Source organism: Caballeronia sp. GAWG1-1 (assembly GCF_023631465.1).
Lineage (GTDB): Bacteria > Pseudomonadota > Gammaproteobacteria > Burkholderiales > Burkholderiaceae > Caballeronia.
Genome location: NZ_JALQDB010000025.1, coordinates 37,184 through 53,674, shown reverse-complemented (window position 1 = coordinate 53,674; position 16,491 = coordinate 37,184). Strand labels below are relative to the sequence as shown.

14 protein-coding genes are annotated in these 16,491 nt (G+C 62.0%); 9 read left to right on the top strand and 5 right to left on the bottom strand.

Going from position 1 to position 16,491, the window contains the following annotated elements; all coding sequences use genetic code 11:
* Positions 1–245: 245 nt before the first annotated feature.
* A complete protein-coding gene (locus NCT03_RS14675; RefSeq protein ID WP_250467574.1) occupies positions 246–1,448 on the top strand; it encodes a glycosyltransferase in 1,203 nt (400 codons plus the stop codon).
* Between the two features lie 16 nt (positions 1,449–1,464).
* On the opposite strand, the gene NCT03_RS14670 is transcribed toward NCT03_RS14675, so the two are convergent.
* The 3 genes from NCT03_RS14670 to hpnA form a co-directional block, all read right to left on the bottom strand.
* On the bottom strand, positions 1,465–1,980 hold the full coding sequence (locus tag NCT03_RS14670; RefSeq protein WP_250492948.1) for a hypothetical protein: 516 nt from the start codon (positions 1,978–1,980) through the stop codon (positions 1,465–1,467).
* A gap of 196 nt (positions 1,981–2,176) precedes the next feature.
* Entirely contained in the window at positions 2,177–4,429 is a 2,253-nt protein-coding gene (locus NCT03_RS14665; RefSeq protein ID WP_250467572.1) for an NADP-dependent isocitrate dehydrogenase, read from the bottom strand.
* Positions 4,430–4,651: 222 nt separating this feature from the next.
* Entirely contained in the window at positions 4,652–5,662 is a 1,011-nt protein-coding gene (gene hpnA / locus NCT03_RS14660; RefSeq protein WP_250492946.1) for a hopanoid-associated sugar epimerase, read from the bottom strand.
* Between the two features lie 173 nt (positions 5,663–5,835).
* On the opposite strand from hpnA, the gene NCT03_RS14655 reads away from it, so the two are divergent.
* From NCT03_RS14655 to NCT03_RS14635, 5 genes are all read left to right on the top strand, one after another.
* Positions 5,836–8,994 carry a response regulator gene (locus tag NCT03_RS14655; protein ID WP_250492945.1) on the top strand — a complete coding sequence of 1,053 codons (3,159 nt, stop codon included), beginning with the start codon at positions 5,836–5,838 and terminating at the stop codon, positions 8,992–8,994.
* 30 nt (positions 8,995–9,024) lie between these two features.
* Positions 9,025–9,861: a CheR family methyltransferase gene (locus NCT03_RS14650; protein WP_250492942.1), complete on the top strand. Its 837-nt coding sequence runs from the start codon at positions 9,025–9,027 to the stop codon at positions 9,859–9,861.
* Between the two features lie 2 nt (positions 9,862–9,863).
* Complete coding sequence (locus NCT03_RS14645) at positions 9,864–10,556, top strand: chemotaxis protein CheB (protein WP_244828853.1); 693 nt, start codon at positions 9,864–9,866, stop codon at positions 10,554–10,556.
* Positions 10,557–11,696 (top strand): hybrid sensor histidine kinase/response regulator, encoded by a 1,140-nt coding sequence (locus NCT03_RS14640; RefSeq protein WP_250467569.1) that lies wholly within the window; start codon positions 10,557–10,559, stop codon positions 11,694–11,696.
* Positions 11,697–11,778: 82 nt separating this feature from the next.
* Entirely contained in the window at positions 11,779–12,075 is a 297-nt protein-coding gene (locus NCT03_RS14635; protein ID WP_244828851.1) for an acylphosphatase, read from the top strand.
* A gap of 1 nt (position 12,076) precedes the next feature.
* On the opposite strand, the gene egtD is transcribed toward NCT03_RS14635, so the two are convergent.
* Positions 12,077–13,045, bottom strand: a complete 969-nt coding sequence (egtD, locus tag NCT03_RS14630) for an L-histidine N(alpha)-methyltransferase (protein WP_250467568.1) — start codon at positions 13,043–13,045, stop codon at positions 12,077–12,079.
* 325 nt (positions 13,046–13,370) lie between these two features.
* Between egtD and rarD the strand changes: the two genes are divergently transcribed.
* The 3 genes from rarD (at position 13,371) to NCT03_RS14615 (ending at position 15,759) form a co-directional block, all read left to right on the top strand.
* Positions 13,371–14,357, top strand: coding sequence for an EamA family transporter RarD (gene rarD, locus NCT03_RS14625; protein ID WP_250492941.1), 987 nt, complete (start codon positions 13,371–13,373; stop codon positions 14,355–14,357).
* A gap of 554 nt (positions 14,358–14,911) precedes the next feature.
* Entirely contained in the window at positions 14,912–15,238 is a 327-nt protein-coding gene (locus NCT03_RS14620) for a hypothetical protein (RefSeq protein WP_250467566.1), read from the top strand.
* A 125-nt stretch (positions 15,239–15,363) separates the two neighbouring features.
* Positions 15,364–15,759, top strand: a complete 396-nt coding sequence (locus NCT03_RS14615; protein WP_250492940.1) for a hypothetical protein — start codon at positions 15,364–15,366, stop codon at positions 15,757–15,759.
* 112 nt (positions 15,760–15,871) lie between these two features.
* On the opposite strand, the gene NCT03_RS14610 is transcribed toward NCT03_RS14615, so the two are convergent.
* Positions 15,872–16,438 carry a lytic transglycosylase domain-containing protein gene (locus NCT03_RS14610; RefSeq protein WP_250492939.1) on the bottom strand — a complete coding sequence of 189 codons (567 nt, stop codon included), beginning with the start codon at positions 16,436–16,438 and terminating at the stop codon, positions 15,872–15,874.
* Positions 16,439–16,491 lie beyond the last annotated feature (53 nt).

Below are 16,491 nucleotides of genomic sequence, written 5' to 3'. Positions count from 1 at the left end.
CGGCTGAGCCTTGCGGCACGCGGCAATACGGCGACCGGCATATCCCATTAAACTGTCGGGTGCTCCGGGCGGGGCGCTCGCTCGCCACGGTGCGATTGCGTCGTTTGCGCCTTGTTTGCGTGCCTCGCGCGTTATTCCTTCGTGTATTTTTGGCGCAACGCCCCGGCCCGCTGCAATCCCTGATCCGACCTGATTCAACGCAAGCGCACTCGGTCGTCCGAGCTGCCGCCTTCGACTTTCATCTCATGTTACTGATCGCCTGGCTGTCATTTCTGATCTGGATCGTGTTGCTGTTCGCCCGTGGCGGCTTCTGGCGTGCCCAGCCCGCACCCGCGCTTTCCGCGACGACCGTGCACGCGGTCGGAAAAGCCGAAATCGCCCGGCGCGGCGCGTGGCCGGCGCTCGTGGCCGTGGTGCCCGCGCGTAACGAGGCCGACGTGATCGGCCGCGCGGTCGGCTCGCTACTCAGGCAAGACTACGCGGGCGCGTTCCACGTGATCGTCGTGGACGATCACAGCACCGACGGCACCGCCGCCGCCGCACTCGCCGCCGCCCGCGATCTCGGGCTCGATGACCGTCTGACCGTGCTCACCGCGCAACCGTTGCCGCCTGGCTGGTCGGGCAAGGTATGGGCGCAGTCGCAGGGCATCGGTGCTATCGATTCGCTCGGCCTGCCCGCCGAATTCCTTCTGCTTACCGATGCCGACATCTACCATCCGGCCGATGCCGCCACGCAACTCGTCGCGCGCACGATTTTAGAAGACCGCGATCTCGTCTCGCTGATGGTGCGGCTGCGCTGCGACTCGCCGTGGGAGAAGGCGCTGATTCCAGCGTTCGTGTTCTTCTTCGCGAAGTTGTATCCGTTCGCGTGGGTCAACGACGTGCGGAAAACGACCTCGGGTGCGGCCGGCGGCTGCATGCTGGTGCGCCGTTCGGCGCTGGTGGAGGCGGGCGGTATCGAGTCGATCCGGCAGGAACTCATCGACGATTGCAGTCTTGCCGCGCGCATCAAGCATCGCGCGGGGCGCAACGGCGCGCGGCCCATTCGGCTCGATCTGGCCGAATCGAGCGAGTCGCTGCGTCCGTACGATCACTGGCGCGAAATCTGGAACATGATCGCGCGCACCGCGTTCACGCAGTTGCGCTACTCGCCGCTTCTGCTCGCGGGTACGGTGCTGGGCATGGTGGTGATCTATCTCGCGCCGCCGTTGTTGGCGCTCACGATGGGCGCGCGTGCCTGGCCCGCCTGCGCGGCGTGGGCGCTCATGTGCATTGCGTATGGGCCGATGCTGCGCTACTACCGGCGTTCGCTGCTGTGGGCGCCGTTCCTGCCGCTGGTGGCGCTGTTCTACGTGAGCGCGACGATCGGCTCGGCCGTGCGTTACTGGAGCGGCAAGGGCGGTCAGTGGAAGGCGCGCGTGCAGGCGCCGACGCAGGAAGGCTCCTGACCGACTTGAACGCGCGTTACTTCTTCGTCAGAAGGGCATACATCTCGACGACGGCGTGCGGCGAAAACGTGAACGGCACCCAGCCGTGTCCGCCGTGACGCATGATGAGCAGTCGATCCCCGTTTGCGTGCTTCTGCACGGCCATCAGCGGGTTTTTCGTTGCCGCGAAACGCCAGCCGGGCGCGATGCCGACAGGCTGATCCGGCGTCATCGATGCACGCACGTTCGCCAATTCCTCGATCAGCTCCGACACGCCTTCGGGACTCAGCAGCACCGATTGGCCGGCGATCGTCATTTCGATTGCATCGCGGTCGGGGCGCGAGACGGTCAGCGTAGGCTTTTCCGCAGGTCTTGCGGCTTGTTCGCGCTCGGCTTCGGCGCCGAGCGGCGCGGGTTCCGCAGCGGGCGCGACGGGCTCGGCGCTCGTCACGCGCATGGGCAGCGGAGCGGGTTGGTCGTCTGGAGAAGTAGCGGACTGGAGGAGCGTGTCGAGGCTCGACTCCAGCGCGCCGAGCTGGTCATGTAGATTCATGCGAAGGTATCTGTGTCTTTCGATGCTGGCAGCGAGACCGTGATTTTACCTTCTCCGTCAGGAGCCACCGGGCACACGTTGTAACGAAATGCTTGGAAACGGCTGCCGATGAAGCGCTTCGCCGTTCCCCGCCGCAAAGAAAAAGGCGTCTTCCGGATTGCTCCGGAAGACGCCTTTCGAGACGGCGCCGACTACTTTACTTCGCGCGTGCCTGTGCTTCGGTCAGTGCTGCGTTGAGCGTCTTGCTCGGACGCATCACCGTTTCGAGCTTGGCCGGGTCCGGCTGATAGTACCCGCCGATATCCGCCGCATTGCCCTGCACGGCGTTGAGTTCGTCGATGATCTTCTGCTCGTTGTCGCCTAGTTGCTTCGCGAGCGGCGCGAACAGTTCGGCGAGTGCGCGGTCTTCCGACTGGTTCGCGAGTTCCTGCGCCCAGTACATGGCCAGATAGAACTGGCTGCCGCGATTGTCAAGCTGACCGGTCTTCGGCGACGGGCTCTTGTTGTTGTCGAGCAGCTTGCCGGTGGCGGCATCCAGCGCCTTCGCGACGAGTTTCGCGCGCGCGTTGTCGTTCTTGATGCCGAGTTCTTCCAGCGATACCGCCAGCGCCAGAAACTCGCCGAGCGAGTCCCAGCGCAAATGGTTTTCTTCGACCAGTTGCTTGACATGCTTCGGCGCCGAGCCGCCCGCGCCGGTTTCGTACAGGCCGCCGCCCGCCATCAGCGGAACGATGGAGAGCATCTTCGCGCTGGTGCCGAGTTCCATGATCGGGAACAGGTCGGTCAGGTAGTCGCGCAGGATGTTGCCCGTCACCGAGATCGTGTCCATGCCGCGGATCACGCGTTCGAGCGTGTAACGCATGGCGCGCACCTGCGACATGATCTGGATGTCGAGGCCCGTGGTGTCATGGTCCTTGAGATACGTCTCGACCTTCTTGATGAGCTCGTTTTCGTGCGGACGGTACGGGTCGAGCCAAAACACGGCCGGCGTGCCCGAGTTCTTCACGCGCGTGACGGCGAGCTTGACCCAGTCGCGGATGGGCGCGTCTTTCACGAGACACATGCGCCAGATGTCGCCTTGCTCGACTTCCTGCGTGAGCGAATCGAGCACTTCGTTGGTCGCGTTATCGACGATACGCGCCGTGCCGGCTTCGCTGATCTCGAAAGTCTTGTCGTGCGAGCCGTATTCTTCGGCCTTCTGCGCCATCAGGCCGACGTTCGGCACCGTGCCCATGGTGCGCGGATCGAACGCGCCATTGGTCTTGCAGAAGTTGATGATTTCCTGATAGATGCGCGCGAACGTGCTTTCCGGGATCAGACACTTGGTGTCTTGCGGACGGCCGTCGGCGCCCCACATCTTGCCGCCCGCGCGGATCATGGCGGGCATGGACGCGTCGACGATCACGTCGTTCGGTGCGTGCAGGTTCGAGATGCCTTTAGCGGAATCGACCATGGCGAGCGCCGGGCGATGTTCATGACAGGCGTGCAGGTCACGGATGACTTCATCGCGCTGCGATTCCGGCAGCGTGTCGATTTTCGAGTAGAGATCGACCAAGCCGTTGTTCACGTTGACGCCGAGTTCCTCGAAGAGCTTCGCGTGCTTGGCGAACGCATCTTTATAGAACACCTTGACCGCATGACCGAACACGATGGGGTGCGAGACCTTCATCATGGTCGCCTTCACGTGCAGCGAAAGCATGACGCCCGTCTTGTGCGCGTCTTCCATCTGGTCTTCGTAGAACGCGACGAGCGCGTTCTTGCTCATGAACATGCTGTCGACGATCTCGCCTTCCTGCAGCTTGACCTTCGGCTTCAACACGATGGTTTCGCCGCGCTTCGTGACGAGTTCCATGCGCACTTCACGAGCCTGGTCGTTGGTGATGGACTTTTCGCCGTGATAGAAGTCGCCATGCTTCATGTGCGCGACGTGCGTACGCGACGCCATGCTCCATTCGCCCATGCTGTGCGGATGCTTCTTCGCGAAGTTCTTGACCGCGAGCGGCGCGCGGCGGTCCGAGTTGCCTTCGCGCAGCACCGGATTCACGGCCGAGCCGAGGCACTTGGAGTAGCGCTGACGAATGGCCTTCTCTTCGTCGTTCTTCGGCTCTTCGGGATAGTCGGGCAGCTTGTAGCCCTTCGACTGCAATTCCTTGATCGCGCTGATCAGCTGATGCAGCGACGCGCTGATGTTAGGCAGCTTGATGATGTTGGTGTCTTCGAACTGCGTGAGCTTGCCGAGTTCGGCGAGGTTGTCCGGCACGCGCTGTTCTTCGCTCAGGAACTCGGGAAACTCGCCGAGGATACGCGCGGCGACCGAGATGTCGCTCGTTTCGACATTGACGCCGGCCGGCGCGATGAAAGTGCGGACGATCGGCAGAAAGGCGCTGGTTGCGAGCAGCGGAGCTTCGTCGGTCAGGGTGTAGATGATAGTGGGTTGCTGATTACTCATCGCTTGTCTCGACTTCGCAGAACAGGTTGGAAAAAAGCGCCGGCTGCATTCACCCTTCCGGCCGTGAATCCGCTATTTTGCATGATTTTGAGGGGCGCGCGTGTGAAAGCTGGTCGCCGCGCGGGCGTAAATCGAAGCATTTTCATTTCAAATCAATAACTTGGAGATTTTTGGGTCTTATAGAAGAGTTGAGCCAATCTCGCAATGCGGAACGTTGCACTGTCAACTGCCCAGATAGCCGTTCGCACGGAACCAGTCGAGCGCGTCCTTGAGTCCTTCGCGATACGGCCGCGCGCTGTAGCCTAGTTCCCGCTCCGCCTTTGCCGACGTGAAGTACATCTTGTTCTTCGACATGCGCAGTGCGTCCACCGTCACGAACGGCTCCTTGCCGCTGAATTTGGCGAACATCTCCGCGCCCACGGCGAGCGGATAAAGCGGCCCGCGCGGCAGCTTGATGGTCGGTGGCTTCCTCCCGACGAATCCGGCGATGTCCGCGAGCATCTGCTGCAATGGCAGATTCTCGCCCCCCAAAATATAACGTTCACCGATGTTGCCGCGTTCGAGCGCAAGAAAGTGGCCGTTGGCGACATCATCGACATGGACGAGATTCAGGCCTGTGTCGACGAAAGCGGGAATCTTCCCTGTCGCCGCTTCGACGATGATGCGCCCGGTAGGCGTCGGCCGCACATCGCGCGGACCGATGGGCGTCGAAGGATTCACGATCACCGCCGGTAACGCGTCGTTCGCGACCATGCGCTCGACGGCGCGCTCCGCCATCACCTTGCTGCGCTTGTACGCGCCAATGGTGCTCGCCGTGTCCGACGGCTTCGTCTCATCCGAGATTGCGCCCGAACTCGTGACCTTGAGCGTCGCCACGCTGCTCGTGTAGACGATGCGCTCCACGCCTTCGGCCAGCGCCGCGCGCATGGTCGCCTCGGTGCCCTGCAGGTTCGCGCGCTCGATTTCGCCCGGGTCCGGCGCCCAGATCCGGTAGTCGGCGGCCACATGGAACAGATAGCGCACGCCCTTCAGCGCGGCGCGCATCGAGGCTTCGTCGCGCATGTCTCCGACGACGATCTCGGCATCGAGCGCTTCGACGTTCTTGCGCGGACTCGTGGCGCGGAGCAGCACGCGCACCTTGAAACCGCGCTCGATCGCGAGCCGCGCAACCGCCGAGCCCACGAAACCCGAGGCTCCCGTGACAAGCACGCGTGAGCCGGAAAATTCAGTCATTCTTACCTCGCCCTTACATTTGCGCGGCCGTTTTTTCGTAACAAGTGCCGCGCGACAATGGATGCGTCAAGAACCCGCAAAGCCAGATATGACAAGGGCTTGCGGGTCGTGCTATGGTCCGGACCTGCCTGCTTTGTAGGCGCTTTTGCAAAACATGAACATCCTGGTCAACGATGCCCCAAGACACTCGAAGCCACGCCTCGTGGATTTACCTTGCCATTGCGATCGCGCTTGCCGTCGTGTTCGCCATCGACTTGCTCACGCCCACGCGTCTCGCGATCTGGGTGTTTTACGTGCTGCCGGTCGTGCTTTGCATGTGGCTCGACAAGCCGCCTGCGCCGATTATCGTCGCGGGCGCGTCTTCGGTGCTGATGATCGGCGGCTACGTCTTCTCCAACGCTGAACCCACCGCAAACCACGAAGTCCTGCAACTCAATCGCGCGATGGGCATTTTCGTGTTGCTCGTGGTGTCGGCGGTGGCGCACCTGTATATCAAATCGCGGCTCGCGGTACAACGGACCACGTGGCTGCAGCAGGGCATCATGCAGATGAGCCTGCAATTGCGCGGCGAACAGTCTCCGGCTTCGATCGGCGTCAGCATGCTTCGTTCGCTCGTTCCGTATGTCAACGCAAAAGTCGGCGTGGTTTATACGTTCGAAGCCGATACGCTCACGCGCATCGCCGGCTGGGCGCTTCCCGACGAAGACAGCGCGCCGCGCCGCATTGCGCGCGGCGTCGGGCTCGCGGGTCAGGCGGTCGAGGACAAGCGTATCCTGCAAATGCGCGATGCGTCCGCGCACTATCTGAAAGCCGGCTCCGCGCTGGGCACGGTTGCGGCGTCGAGCGTAGTAGTCGCGCCCGTCATGGCCGATGGCGAAGTGATGGGCGTCGTCGAGCTCGGCTTTGTCGGCGACGAAGGACGCTTCAACGACAGCCGCGAGCTGCTCGAAATGGCATCGGAAGCGATGGGCATGGCGTTGCGCTCGGCGCGGTATCGCGTGAGGCTCGTCGAACTGCTCGAAGAGACACAGCGGCAGAGCGAGGAATTGCAGGTGCAGCAGGAAGAACTGCGCGTCTCGAACGAAGAACTCGAAGAACGCGGCCGCGCCCTGCAGGACTCGCAGGCGCGGCTAGAACAGCAGCAGGCCGAACTCGAACAGACCAATGTGCAGCTCGAAGAGCATTCGCAGAATCTAGAACGGCAGAAGGCCGAACTGCTTCAGGCGCAGCAGGAACTGACCGCGAACGCGTTGCAGATGGAGCGCGCGAGCCAGTACAAGTCGGAGTTCCTGGCGAACATGTCGCATGAATTGCGCACGCCGCTCAATAGTTCGCTGATCCTCGCCAAGCTCCTGCAGGACAACAAGCAAGGCAATCTCTCCGACGAGCAGGTGCGCTACGCGGCGACCATCCACTCGTCGAACAGCGATCTGCTTTCGCTCATCAACGACATTCTCGATCTCTCGAAAGTCGAGGCGGGCCAGATGGATGTGCAGTTCGCGCCCGCTTCCGTCGATTCGATTCTGCAAGCGCTCAAGCAATCCTTCGCGCCGGTCGCGGCCAGCAAGGGGCTCGAGTTCTTCACCGTGCATGGCGAGAACGTGCCGGAGTATTTCGTCACCGACAACCAGCGGCTCTTGCAGGTGCTGCGCAATCTGCTGTCCAACGCGTTCAAGTTCACCGAGCGCGGCAGCGTGACCATCGCGGTGGAGCGCGCGAACGAACAGGCGCTACGGTTCGAGGTTCGCGACACGGGCATTGGCATTGCGCGCGACAAGCAAGACCTGATCTTCCAGGCGTTCCAGCAGGCGGACGGAACCACGAGCCGTCGATACGGCGGCAGCGGACTCGGCCTTTCGATCTCGCGCGAATTCTCGCGTTTGCTCGGCGGCTCGGTCGGTGTATCGAGCGAAGTCGGCAAAGGCAGCGTGTTCTCGGTGACGCTGCCGATCGCCACGCGCGAAGGCACCGTCACCGCGAAGCTCGACACCATCGGACATATGCGCGAGCCCGAGCCCGCCGCCGTGCGCGATCCTGCCTTGGTGCCGGTCGCACCTTCGCCGGCTCCGCAAGAACGCCCGGCGCCGCAACCTCCGCAGGCGTCGATGCCCGAGCCAAAAGGTATCGCCGACGACCGCGCGGACCGCAAGCGGCCGGGGCGCGTGATTCTCGTCATCGAGGACGATCAGCCTTTCGCGCATATCCTCTACGATCTCGCGCACGAACTCGATTTCGATTGCGTGCATGCGGCAAGCGCCACGCAAGGCGTGGAACTGGCGCGTTCGCTGCAACCCAACGGCATCCTGCTCGACATCGGCTTGCCGGACCAGTCGGGCCTCACCGTGCTCGAATGGCTGAAACACGATCCGCTCACGCGTCATATCCCGATCCACATCGTCTCCGCGACGGATCACGCCGATGTCGCGCTGCATCTCGGCGCAATCGGCTACACGCTCAAACCGAGCGCACGCGACGATCTCGCGCAGGCCATCCTCAAGCTCGAAGCGCGCTCGTCGCAAGGCATGCGGCGCGTGCTCGTGGTCGAGGACGATCCGGCCTTACGTCAGAGCATTCATGCGTTGCTCGCGAGCGAAACCGTGGGAATCGTGGAAGCGGGCTCCATCGCCGAAGCACTCGACGAGATGAAAAGCGCCGCGTTCGATTGCGTCGTGATGGACCTGGCGCTGCCCGACGGTTCCGGCTACGAACTGCTCGAACGCGTTTCGACGAGCAGCGGACACGGCTCGCCGCCAGTGATCGTCTACACGGGCCGCATGCTCTCGCAAGAGGAAGAGCAGCGCCTGCGCCGTTATTCGAAATCGATCATCATCAAGGGTGCGAAGTCGCCGGAGCGTCTGCTCGATGAAGTGACGCTCTTTTTGCATAGCGTGGAAAGCGCGTTGCCGCCCGAGCAGCAACGCATGCTGCGCGCGGCGCGTCAGCGCGACGACGTGTTCGAAGGCCGCACGATCCTGCTCGCCGAAGACGACGTGCGCAACATCTTCGCGCTGTCGCGCGTGATCGAGCCGCTCGGCGCCACGCTGGAGATCGCGCGCAACGGCCGCGAGGCGCTCGAAGCGCTCGCGCGTCCCAACGAGATCGACCTCGTTCTGATGGACGTGATGATGCCCGAGATGGACGGCCTCACCGCCATGACCGAGATTCGCAAGCAGCATGAGCACGCGCGCCTGCCGATCATCGCGCTGACGGCGAAGGCCATGCAGAGCGATCGCCAGAAATGTCTCGAGGCGGGTGCGGACGACTACATATCCAAACCCATCGATGTCGATAAGCTCGTATCGCTGTGCCGCGTCTGGTTGCGGCAGCGTTGACGTGAGATGTCAGATCAGACGGCCCACTTGATGAACGAAAGCATGCACGACGAAGAAGCCACGTTCGATATCGAACTGAAGCTGATTCTGGAGGCCATCTACCTCAAGTATCAGCACGACTTCCGGCACTATTCGGTGAGTTCGCTGCGGCGCAGGCTCGGCCAGGCAGTGCGCGATCTCGAATGCGCGACGCTCTCGCAATTGCAGGAGCGCATTCTGCGCGACCCGTCGCTCTTCGGCAGGCTATTCCAGTACCTCACCGTGCAGGTGAGCGAGATGTTCCGGGACCCGCAGTATTTTCGTGCAATTCGCGAGACGATCGTGCCGATTCTGCAGACTTATCCTTCGATCAAGGTATGGGTCGCGGGATGCAGCAGCGGCGAGGAACTGTGGTCGCTCGCGGTAATGTTCGCCGAGGAACGGCTCGCCGAGCGCACCGTGTTCTACGCGACCGACATCAACGCGGAAGCCTTGCGTATAGCGGAAAACGGCATCTATTCGCTGGATCGCATGGCGGGGTTCAGCCAGAACTACCTCGCGGCGGGTGGCAAGCGTTCGCTCTCCGACTACTATCACGCGGCCTATGGCGCGGCGAAATTCTCGCAGACGCTCAAGTCGCGTGTGGTGTTCGCGGATCACAGCCTCGCCACGGACAGCGTGTTTCTAGAAGCGCATCTGGTCTCGTGCCGCAACGTTCTGATCTATTTCGACCGCGCGTTGCAGGACCGCGCGCTCGGCCTTTTCAGCGAGTCGCTCGTGCGGCGCGGCTTTCTCGGACTCGGCAGCAAGGAGAGCCTGCGTTTTTCGAAACATGCGGACCAGTTCGCCGACTTCAATCCGCGCGAGCGGCTTTATCAGAAGGTGTAGCGATGAGCACACAGATGCAGCGCCCGCTCGTCTTCGACGCCGTCGTGATCGGCGCGTCGGCGGGCGGCGTCGAGGCGCTGAATCTGCTGTTGCCGGCGCTGCCGAAAGCGTTCGCGCCGTCGGTTCTCGTCGTGGTGCATGTGCGGCAGGGTCAGCCGAGCCTGTTGCCCGACCTGTTCGCGCAACGCTGTGCAATCGCTGTGCGCGAACCCTTCGACAAGGACGAGATCGCGCCGGGCACGGTGTATTTCGCGCCGCCGGGGTATCACATGCTGGTCGAGGCGGAAGATGGCGCGGCGCCTTCCATCGCGCTGTCGGTCGATCCGCCCGTGCGCTTTTCGCGGCCATCGGTGGATGTGTTGTTCGAATCGGCGGCGCACGCGTATCGCGAGCGGCTGCTCGGCATCGTGCTGTCGGGCGCCAACGACGATGGCGCGCGCGGCGCGCTGGCGATTCGCGATGCGGGCGGCGCGTGTTGGGCGCAGGACCCGCGCACGGCTTCCTCGTCCGCGATGCCGCTTGCGGCTATCGAAAACGGCGCGGTCCGAGAGGTCCTGACGCTGGAGCAAATGGTGACGCGTCTTTCCACGCGCATCGGGTACTTATCAGAGAATAAGTTAGGCAATGAGGCAGGCAATGAAGCTGGAAGCGACGCAGGAAGCAAAACAGGCAATGCAGGCAAGGGGAGCCGCTAAATGACGCAACCCATTTATGTGCTGATCGTCGATGACATCCGCAACAACATCACCGCACTCGAGGCGTCGCTGGCCCGGCCGGATCTCTCGGTGCTGAAGGCGGAATCGGGACCGGCCGCGCTCGAACTGCTGCTCAAGCACGACGTCGCGCTCGCCATTCTCGATGTCAACATGCCCGGCATGGACGGCTTCGAACTTGCCGAACTCATGCGCGGCAGTCCGCGTACTGCGCATGTGCCGATCATCTTTCTGACCGCGACCGCGCAGGACGGCAACCGCACGTTTCGCGGCTACGAAGCGGGCGCGGTGGACTTTCTCTACAAGCCGTTCGATTCGCGCATCCTCAATTCGAAGGTAGATGTCTTCATTCAGATGGAGCGTCAAAAGCAGCAACTCGCGACGCAGCTCGCAACCGTACAGCAACTGCTCGATGCAAACGAGATGCTCATGGCCGTGCTCGGTCACGACCTGCGCACGCCGCTGTCGGCCGTGATCGCTTCGGCGGAATATCTCGCGCGCTTCGTGCCGGACGAGAATGTCGCGAATATCGGCAACCGCATCAAGTCGAGCGGCATGCGCATGGTTCGCATGGTCGATCAGTTGCTGAACCTTGCGCGTCTGCGCGGCGGCCGCGTGACCTTGCAGCCGCGTTCCGTGGAACTCGCGACGCTCGCGAAGAATATCGTCGAGGAATACGAGGCGCGCGTAGGCAAGGGGCGCATCTTCGTGCTGCGCCACGGCGATACGCTTTTGCAAGGCGACGGCGATCTGCTTTCGCAAGTGTTTTCGAATCTCATCGGCAACGCGTTGCAGCACGGGCTCGAAGGCTCGGCCATTCAGGTGCGTCTCGAAGGCGGCAAGGACGACGTGACCATCGTCGTGCAGAACGCGGGCGAGATTCCGCCTGAAGTGGTGCCGACCATCTTTGCGCCGTATCGCTCGGGGCGGCGTCAGAGCGAGTCCAGCGGCCTCGGGCTCGGCCTCTACATCACGCGCGAAATCACCGAGATGCATGGCGGCGACGTGACGGTGCAATCGTCCGCGCAGGCGGGCACGGTGTTCGAAGTGCATCTGCCGCGCACGCCGCGTCCGCGTCCTGGCGAACGCACGGATTCCGCGCAGCCGTTCCGTCTCAGCTGAAGCGCGAAATCGAGCTGATCCTGAAGCGTTTCGATACGCCGTCTACAATGCGGCCTATCAACGCTTACGAGGGGAATGCGCGATGCCTGGCCCGGATCTGGATACGAGAATCGAAACCTATTACGTGCACGTGAAAGGTGTCGTGCAGGGCGTGGGCTTTCGACATCACACCGTGAGGCGCGCGCATGCGCTCGGCGTGCGCGGCTGGGTCGCGAATCTCGAAGACGGCTCGGTGGAGGCGATCGTACAAGGCGCGGCCAATCAAGTCGACTTGATGCTCGAATGGCTGCGACGCGGGCCGCCGCATGCCCGCGTCACCGAGTTCTTCAGCGAAGAACGCTACGTAGAAAAGCGCTACGAGCGCTTCGAGCAGCACTGAATCAACGCGCCACCAACAAACTCTCCGCGAACTGCCATTCCTCGTCGCGCCACTGATGCGAGCATTCGAAGCCCGCGTCGGCGGCCATTGGCGCAACTTCATCGGCGGCGTACTTGTGGCTGCTTTCCGTCCAGATCGTCTCGCCTTCGCGGAACTCGACGCGCAGATCCGCACTTGGCACATGCGCCGTCAGCGCACGCCTGGCGCGCAGATGCATTTCGATACTGCGTGCTTCGGAATTGAAGCGCGCGACGTGCTCGAAGGCATCGAGCGGAAAATCGCCACCCAGTTCGCGGTTGATGCGCGCCAGCAAGTTCAGGTTGAATGCAGCCGTCACGCCGATGGGATCGTCGTACGCGGCGATCAACGTCGGTAGCGGTTTGAGAAGGTCGGTGCCGAGCAAAAGGGCATCGCCGGGAGCGAGCATGCTGCGTATCGACTGTAGAAACTTGGTCGCCGCGAGCCGCGAAAAATTACCGATGGTGCTGCCGAGAAACAGCACGAGCAGCCTTTCGCCTTCCTTCCGTTTGGCGCTGACTTCCGACAAGCCGGCCAGATAATCGCGCTCATAACCGACGATCGAAATGCGCTCGATATCGCCCAGTTCCCGGCGGCACAACTGCAAAGCGGTGCGCGATATTTCAATCGGGTAATAGGCGGTGGGCTGCTTTTTACAAAGCGCCTCCAATATGCGGCGCGTCTTGCGGCCACTGCCGCTGCCGAGTTCGGCGACCTTCACGTTGCCCGGCATTGCCGCGACGATATCGGCGGCATGTTCCGTGAGCACGCGCTCTTCGGCGCGCGTCACGCCGTATTCGGGCAGCGCAGTGATGACTTCGAAGAGGGCCGAGCCCACTTCGTCATACAGATACATGGATGGCAATTCTTTTTGCGGCTCTTTCGACAACCCGGCGCGGACGGCCTCGGCAAAGGCGCTGTCGACGCGGGTGGATAGGGCGGGTTGAATCATGACGTCTCCATCTATGCGGCGTTTTATTCGCGTGCCGTCCTTCGTTGCAACGGCGCGGCGCTTGGATGCTGCTGATGCAATGACGTGAGCGGCTTCGCTCGAATCAGGCAGGTGAAACCGTTGGGTTAGATATGAAGAGTCGCCCATCGGCATGACGGGTTGAAGACAACGTCGCGCTCGGTGAAGTTCATCCGGCGCGAAAAGCGAACTAGCGAAGCAAAAAACGCGCACGACCCGAAGCGAAGTTTGAAGCACGCTCTGAATAGCGTCGATGCACAGCGTTTAAAATGCGCAGTTCCCGCTTCGCTCGAGCTTTCACTCATTGATGAATCAGCACGTTCTCGGGCGCGGCATCGCGCTTTCCGTTGTCGCATCGGCGCTCTTCGCGCTCATGTCGGGCTACACCAAATGGCTCGCGCCGCTCGATGGCCTCGACATCTTCGCCTGGCGCATCGTGTGGACCATGCCCGGCGCGCTGCTGCTCGTCGCCTTGCGTCATCGCTGGCCGCAATTGTGCGCGCTCATTGGAAAGCTTGCTCGAACCCCGAGTCTGCTTTTGGCGTTCGCCACGGTCGCCGCCTTGCTTGGCCTGCAATTATGGATTTTTCTTTGGGCGCCGTTGCATGGACGCGCGCTCGAAGTGTCGCTTGGCTACTTTTTGTTGCCCCTCGGCATGGTCCTTCTGGGTCGCTTTTACTATCACGAAGCGCTCGATCGTCTGCAATGGGCGGGCGTCATTGCGGCGGCGCTTGGCGTGGCGCATGAGCTTGTCATGTCGCATGCGTTCGCTTGGCCGACGCTCGTCGTCGTGCTCGGCTATCCACCGTATTTCATCTTGCGGCGACGCCTGAACGCGGACCCGCTCGTTTCCTTCGCGATAGAGATGATGTTGCTCGCGCCGGTCGCAATCGTCATGTTGTTCGCACGGAATTCGTTTTCTATGGCTGCAAGCGACGCGCGCTTGTGGATGCTGTTGCTTCCCGGACTCGGCGCGTTGAGCACGGTTGCGCTCGCGTCTTATCTGCGCGCGAGCCGTTATTTGCCGCTCGCGCTCTTCGGCATTCTGGGCTATGTCGAACCGGTCTTGCTGGTCGGCGTGGCAGTGCTCGTACTCGGCGAGCCGTTCTCGACGACGCAACTCGGAACCTATGTGCCCATCTGGATTGCCGTGGCGCTGACCGCCGTGCACAGCGCGCGGCTGCTACGGCGTGAACGCATGTCGGCGGCGAGTTTGCCGGTCAGCGAACATCACGCGAGTATCGAGCATGAGATTGGCGCGGAACACAGCGAGCGCGTGGAACCGATGCAATAAAAAAGGCGAGCCCGTGAGCTCGCCTTGCCTGAACGCATCGATGCAACCGATGCGCGATGCGCCTACGCGCAGCCTCCCTGACTGCCTGCTGCGTCTACTGTTTGCATCGGCGGCCGTTTTTTGCGTCGCTGGATTTCGCGACTTGTTACTTGTCGGCCTTCGTTTTGGCTCCCCACCGGCACCTTCGCTGCGCCCCGTTAAACCTTGATGCGCTGTTTTTTTCGTCGCGATGCAGATGAAACGCCGCGCTTCAGTGGCGCGTTGACGTCCGTCTGGTGACAAAGGGTAACGAGTCGCGAGCAAATGAAACGGCGCGTTATAACGCCGAGCGTCGTGGAAAGTCTTTACCGATTCAACATGCCAAGTGTTACGGCCAAACACATATGTCGGCATTTATAGCAGCGCCGTGGAAATACTTCGATATCCGAACGAATGCCTGCCGCAGGACCAACTTGTAAGCGTTGAAATGTACGGTTACCAACTGCATCAGTTATTTCTTCATCGCCTGCTTAAGATGACTCTACGAACCCGGCTCACGGGAATTGGAGAGTCTCATGAAACGCGCAGCACTTGTCTTGTTGATGATCGGAAGTCTGTCGGTGGCAGGACAGGCGTCGGCCCACGGGCGCGGCGGCGGCTACGGCGGCCACGGTGGTGGCGGCAATGGCGGCGCGATTGTCGGCGCGTTGATCGGCGGCGCTGTGCTGGGCGCCATCGTGAGCTCGGTGGCGAATGCGCAGCCTGTCTACGCACAGCCGGCTTATGCGCAACCGGCTTATGCGCAGCCTGTGTACGCGCAACCTGCCGTTCCTCCCGGCTATTGCTACGACGGCTATCGCCGCGCCTACGTGCCCTGCGCGCCCGCTGGCTACGGATATTGATTGCACGACCATTGCCGCCACGCGGCACGACGTTTGCGCTAACAAGTCCACGTGCGTTGCAGCGTCTCTGCGGCCTGGACGGACGATGGATGGACACGTGAAACGCAAACTTTTGGAGACTTGCTATGAACGCGACTAAGAAGCTGGTGATCTCGGCACTGGTGTTGGGTCTTTCGGGCGGTGTCTACGCGCAAGCCGGAGGCGGAGGCGGCGCAGGTGGTGGTGCGGGCGGCGGCGCAGGCGGTGGCGGCGGCGCGGGGATGGGGTCGGCAGGTGCGGGCGGCAATGGCGCCGCGGGCGCTGGCGCTGGCATGGGCGCGTCGGGCAAGGGTGGTGGCGTCGGCATGAGCGGCGCGACAGGCACGGGTGTCGGCGGCTCGTCGGATGGCACGAGCGGAACCGGCACAGGCGCGAAGAGTGGCATGAACAACGGGGTCAACAACAACATGAACCCGGGAACCATGCAGCGCAGCACGCCGGACAGTACCGGCAACGCTAACGGTGCACAAAAGAGCTACTGATGTCGTGGTACGTGTACGCTAGCGCGCATGCAGGTGCGATCGCCGGGGCAGGTTGCGGCATCCGCTATGCAGCGGCGCGCGAAGAACGAAAGATTGAATTGGGAATAACGTTTTACTGCTCGGTCGCGGACGCTGCACTTGCCGCCGCTGCCGGCTCGAATGTCTTGACGCGCAAACTGACCTTCTCGGCATAAGCGCGTGAACCGCCGTAGCTCTTCAGCGCGGCGTCGATATCGCCCTGTGCGGACTTCAGATAGCCGTGCAGGATAGCCGAACCCACTTCGATATTGGTTTCCGGCTCTGTCAAATCCACATCGCGAACCAACTTCTTGTGAGCGGAAGGCACGACCTGCATGAGACCGGTTGCGTCGTTCGGGCCGTGGGCCGTTTCCTTGAAGCGCGATTCTATGGAAATGATCGCAAGCAACAATGCCGGCGGAAGCGAGTATTTCGATGAAGACGCCATTACCGCCGATGCGATGGTCTGCGCCTTCTCGCGTGCGACGCCGAACTTGCGAACGATCAATTCCGAAATCTTGTGACTGACTTGCTCTGTTTTTACGTCGTTGCCCGAGGGCGCCTGCGTGTCGTTTTGGCCGCCGGGCTGCACGGCTTCTTGCGCGCTTGCAGCTTGTGCGAGGCTGATCAGTAGAAGGATTGAGAGAATATTTCGACGCATCGGACTGGGTAATCTTGAGGAAAGCGCATTATAGCTTCATAAAAAAGTCTTGC

Excerpts from the sequence above, each read along its gene's own strand:
- NCT03_RS14650 (WP_250492942.1), top strand. The coding sequence starts at position 9,025 with ATGAACGAAAGCATGCACGACGAAGAAGCCACGTTCGATATCGAACTG.
- NCT03_RS14645 (WP_244828853.1), top strand. The coding sequence starts at position 9,864 with ATGAGCACACAGATGCAGCGCCCGCTCGTCTTCGACGCCGTCGTGATC.
- NCT03_RS14665 (WP_250467572.1), bottom strand. The coding sequence starts at position 4,429 with ATGAGTAATCAGCAACCCACTATCATCTACACCCTGACCGACGAAGCT.
- NCT03_RS14640 (WP_250467569.1), top strand. The coding sequence starts at position 10,557 with ATGACGCAACCCATTTATGTGCTGATCGTCGATGACATCCGCAACAAC.
- rarD (WP_250492941.1), top strand. The coding sequence starts at position 13,371 with ATGAATCAGCACGTTCTCGGGCGCGGCATCGCGCTTTCCGTTGTCGCA.
- hpnA (WP_250492946.1), bottom strand. The coding sequence starts at position 5,662 with ATGACTGAATTTTCCGGCTCACGCGTGCTTGTCACGGGAGCCTCGGGT.
- NCT03_RS14675 (WP_250467574.1), top strand. The coding sequence starts at position 246 with ATGTTACTGATCGCCTGGCTGTCATTTCTGATCTGGATCGTGTTGCTG.
- NCT03_RS14610 (WP_250492939.1), bottom strand. The coding sequence starts at position 16,438 with ATGCGTCGAAATATTCTCTCAATCCTTCTACTGATCAGCCTCGCACAA.
- NCT03_RS14635 (WP_244828851.1), top strand. The coding sequence starts at position 11,779 with ATGCCTGGCCCGGATCTGGATACGAGAATCGAAACCTATTACGTGCAC.
- NCT03_RS14670 (WP_250492948.1), bottom strand. The coding sequence starts at position 1,980 with ATGAATCTACATGACCAGCTCGGCGCGCTGGAGTCGAGCCTCGACACG.
- egtD (WP_250467568.1), bottom strand. The coding sequence starts at position 13,045 with ATGATTCAACCCGCCCTATCCACCCGCGTCGACAGCGCCTTTGCCGAG.
- NCT03_RS14620 (WP_250467566.1), top strand. The coding sequence starts at position 14,912 with ATGAAACGCGCAGCACTTGTCTTGTTGATGATCGGAAGTCTGTCGGTG.
- NCT03_RS14615 (WP_250492940.1), top strand. The coding sequence starts at position 15,364 with ATGAACGCGACTAAGAAGCTGGTGATCTCGGCACTGGTGTTGGGTCTT.
- NCT03_RS14655 (WP_250492945.1), top strand. The coding sequence starts at position 5,836 with ATGCCCCAAGACACTCGAAGCCACGCCTCGTGGATTTACCTTGCCATT.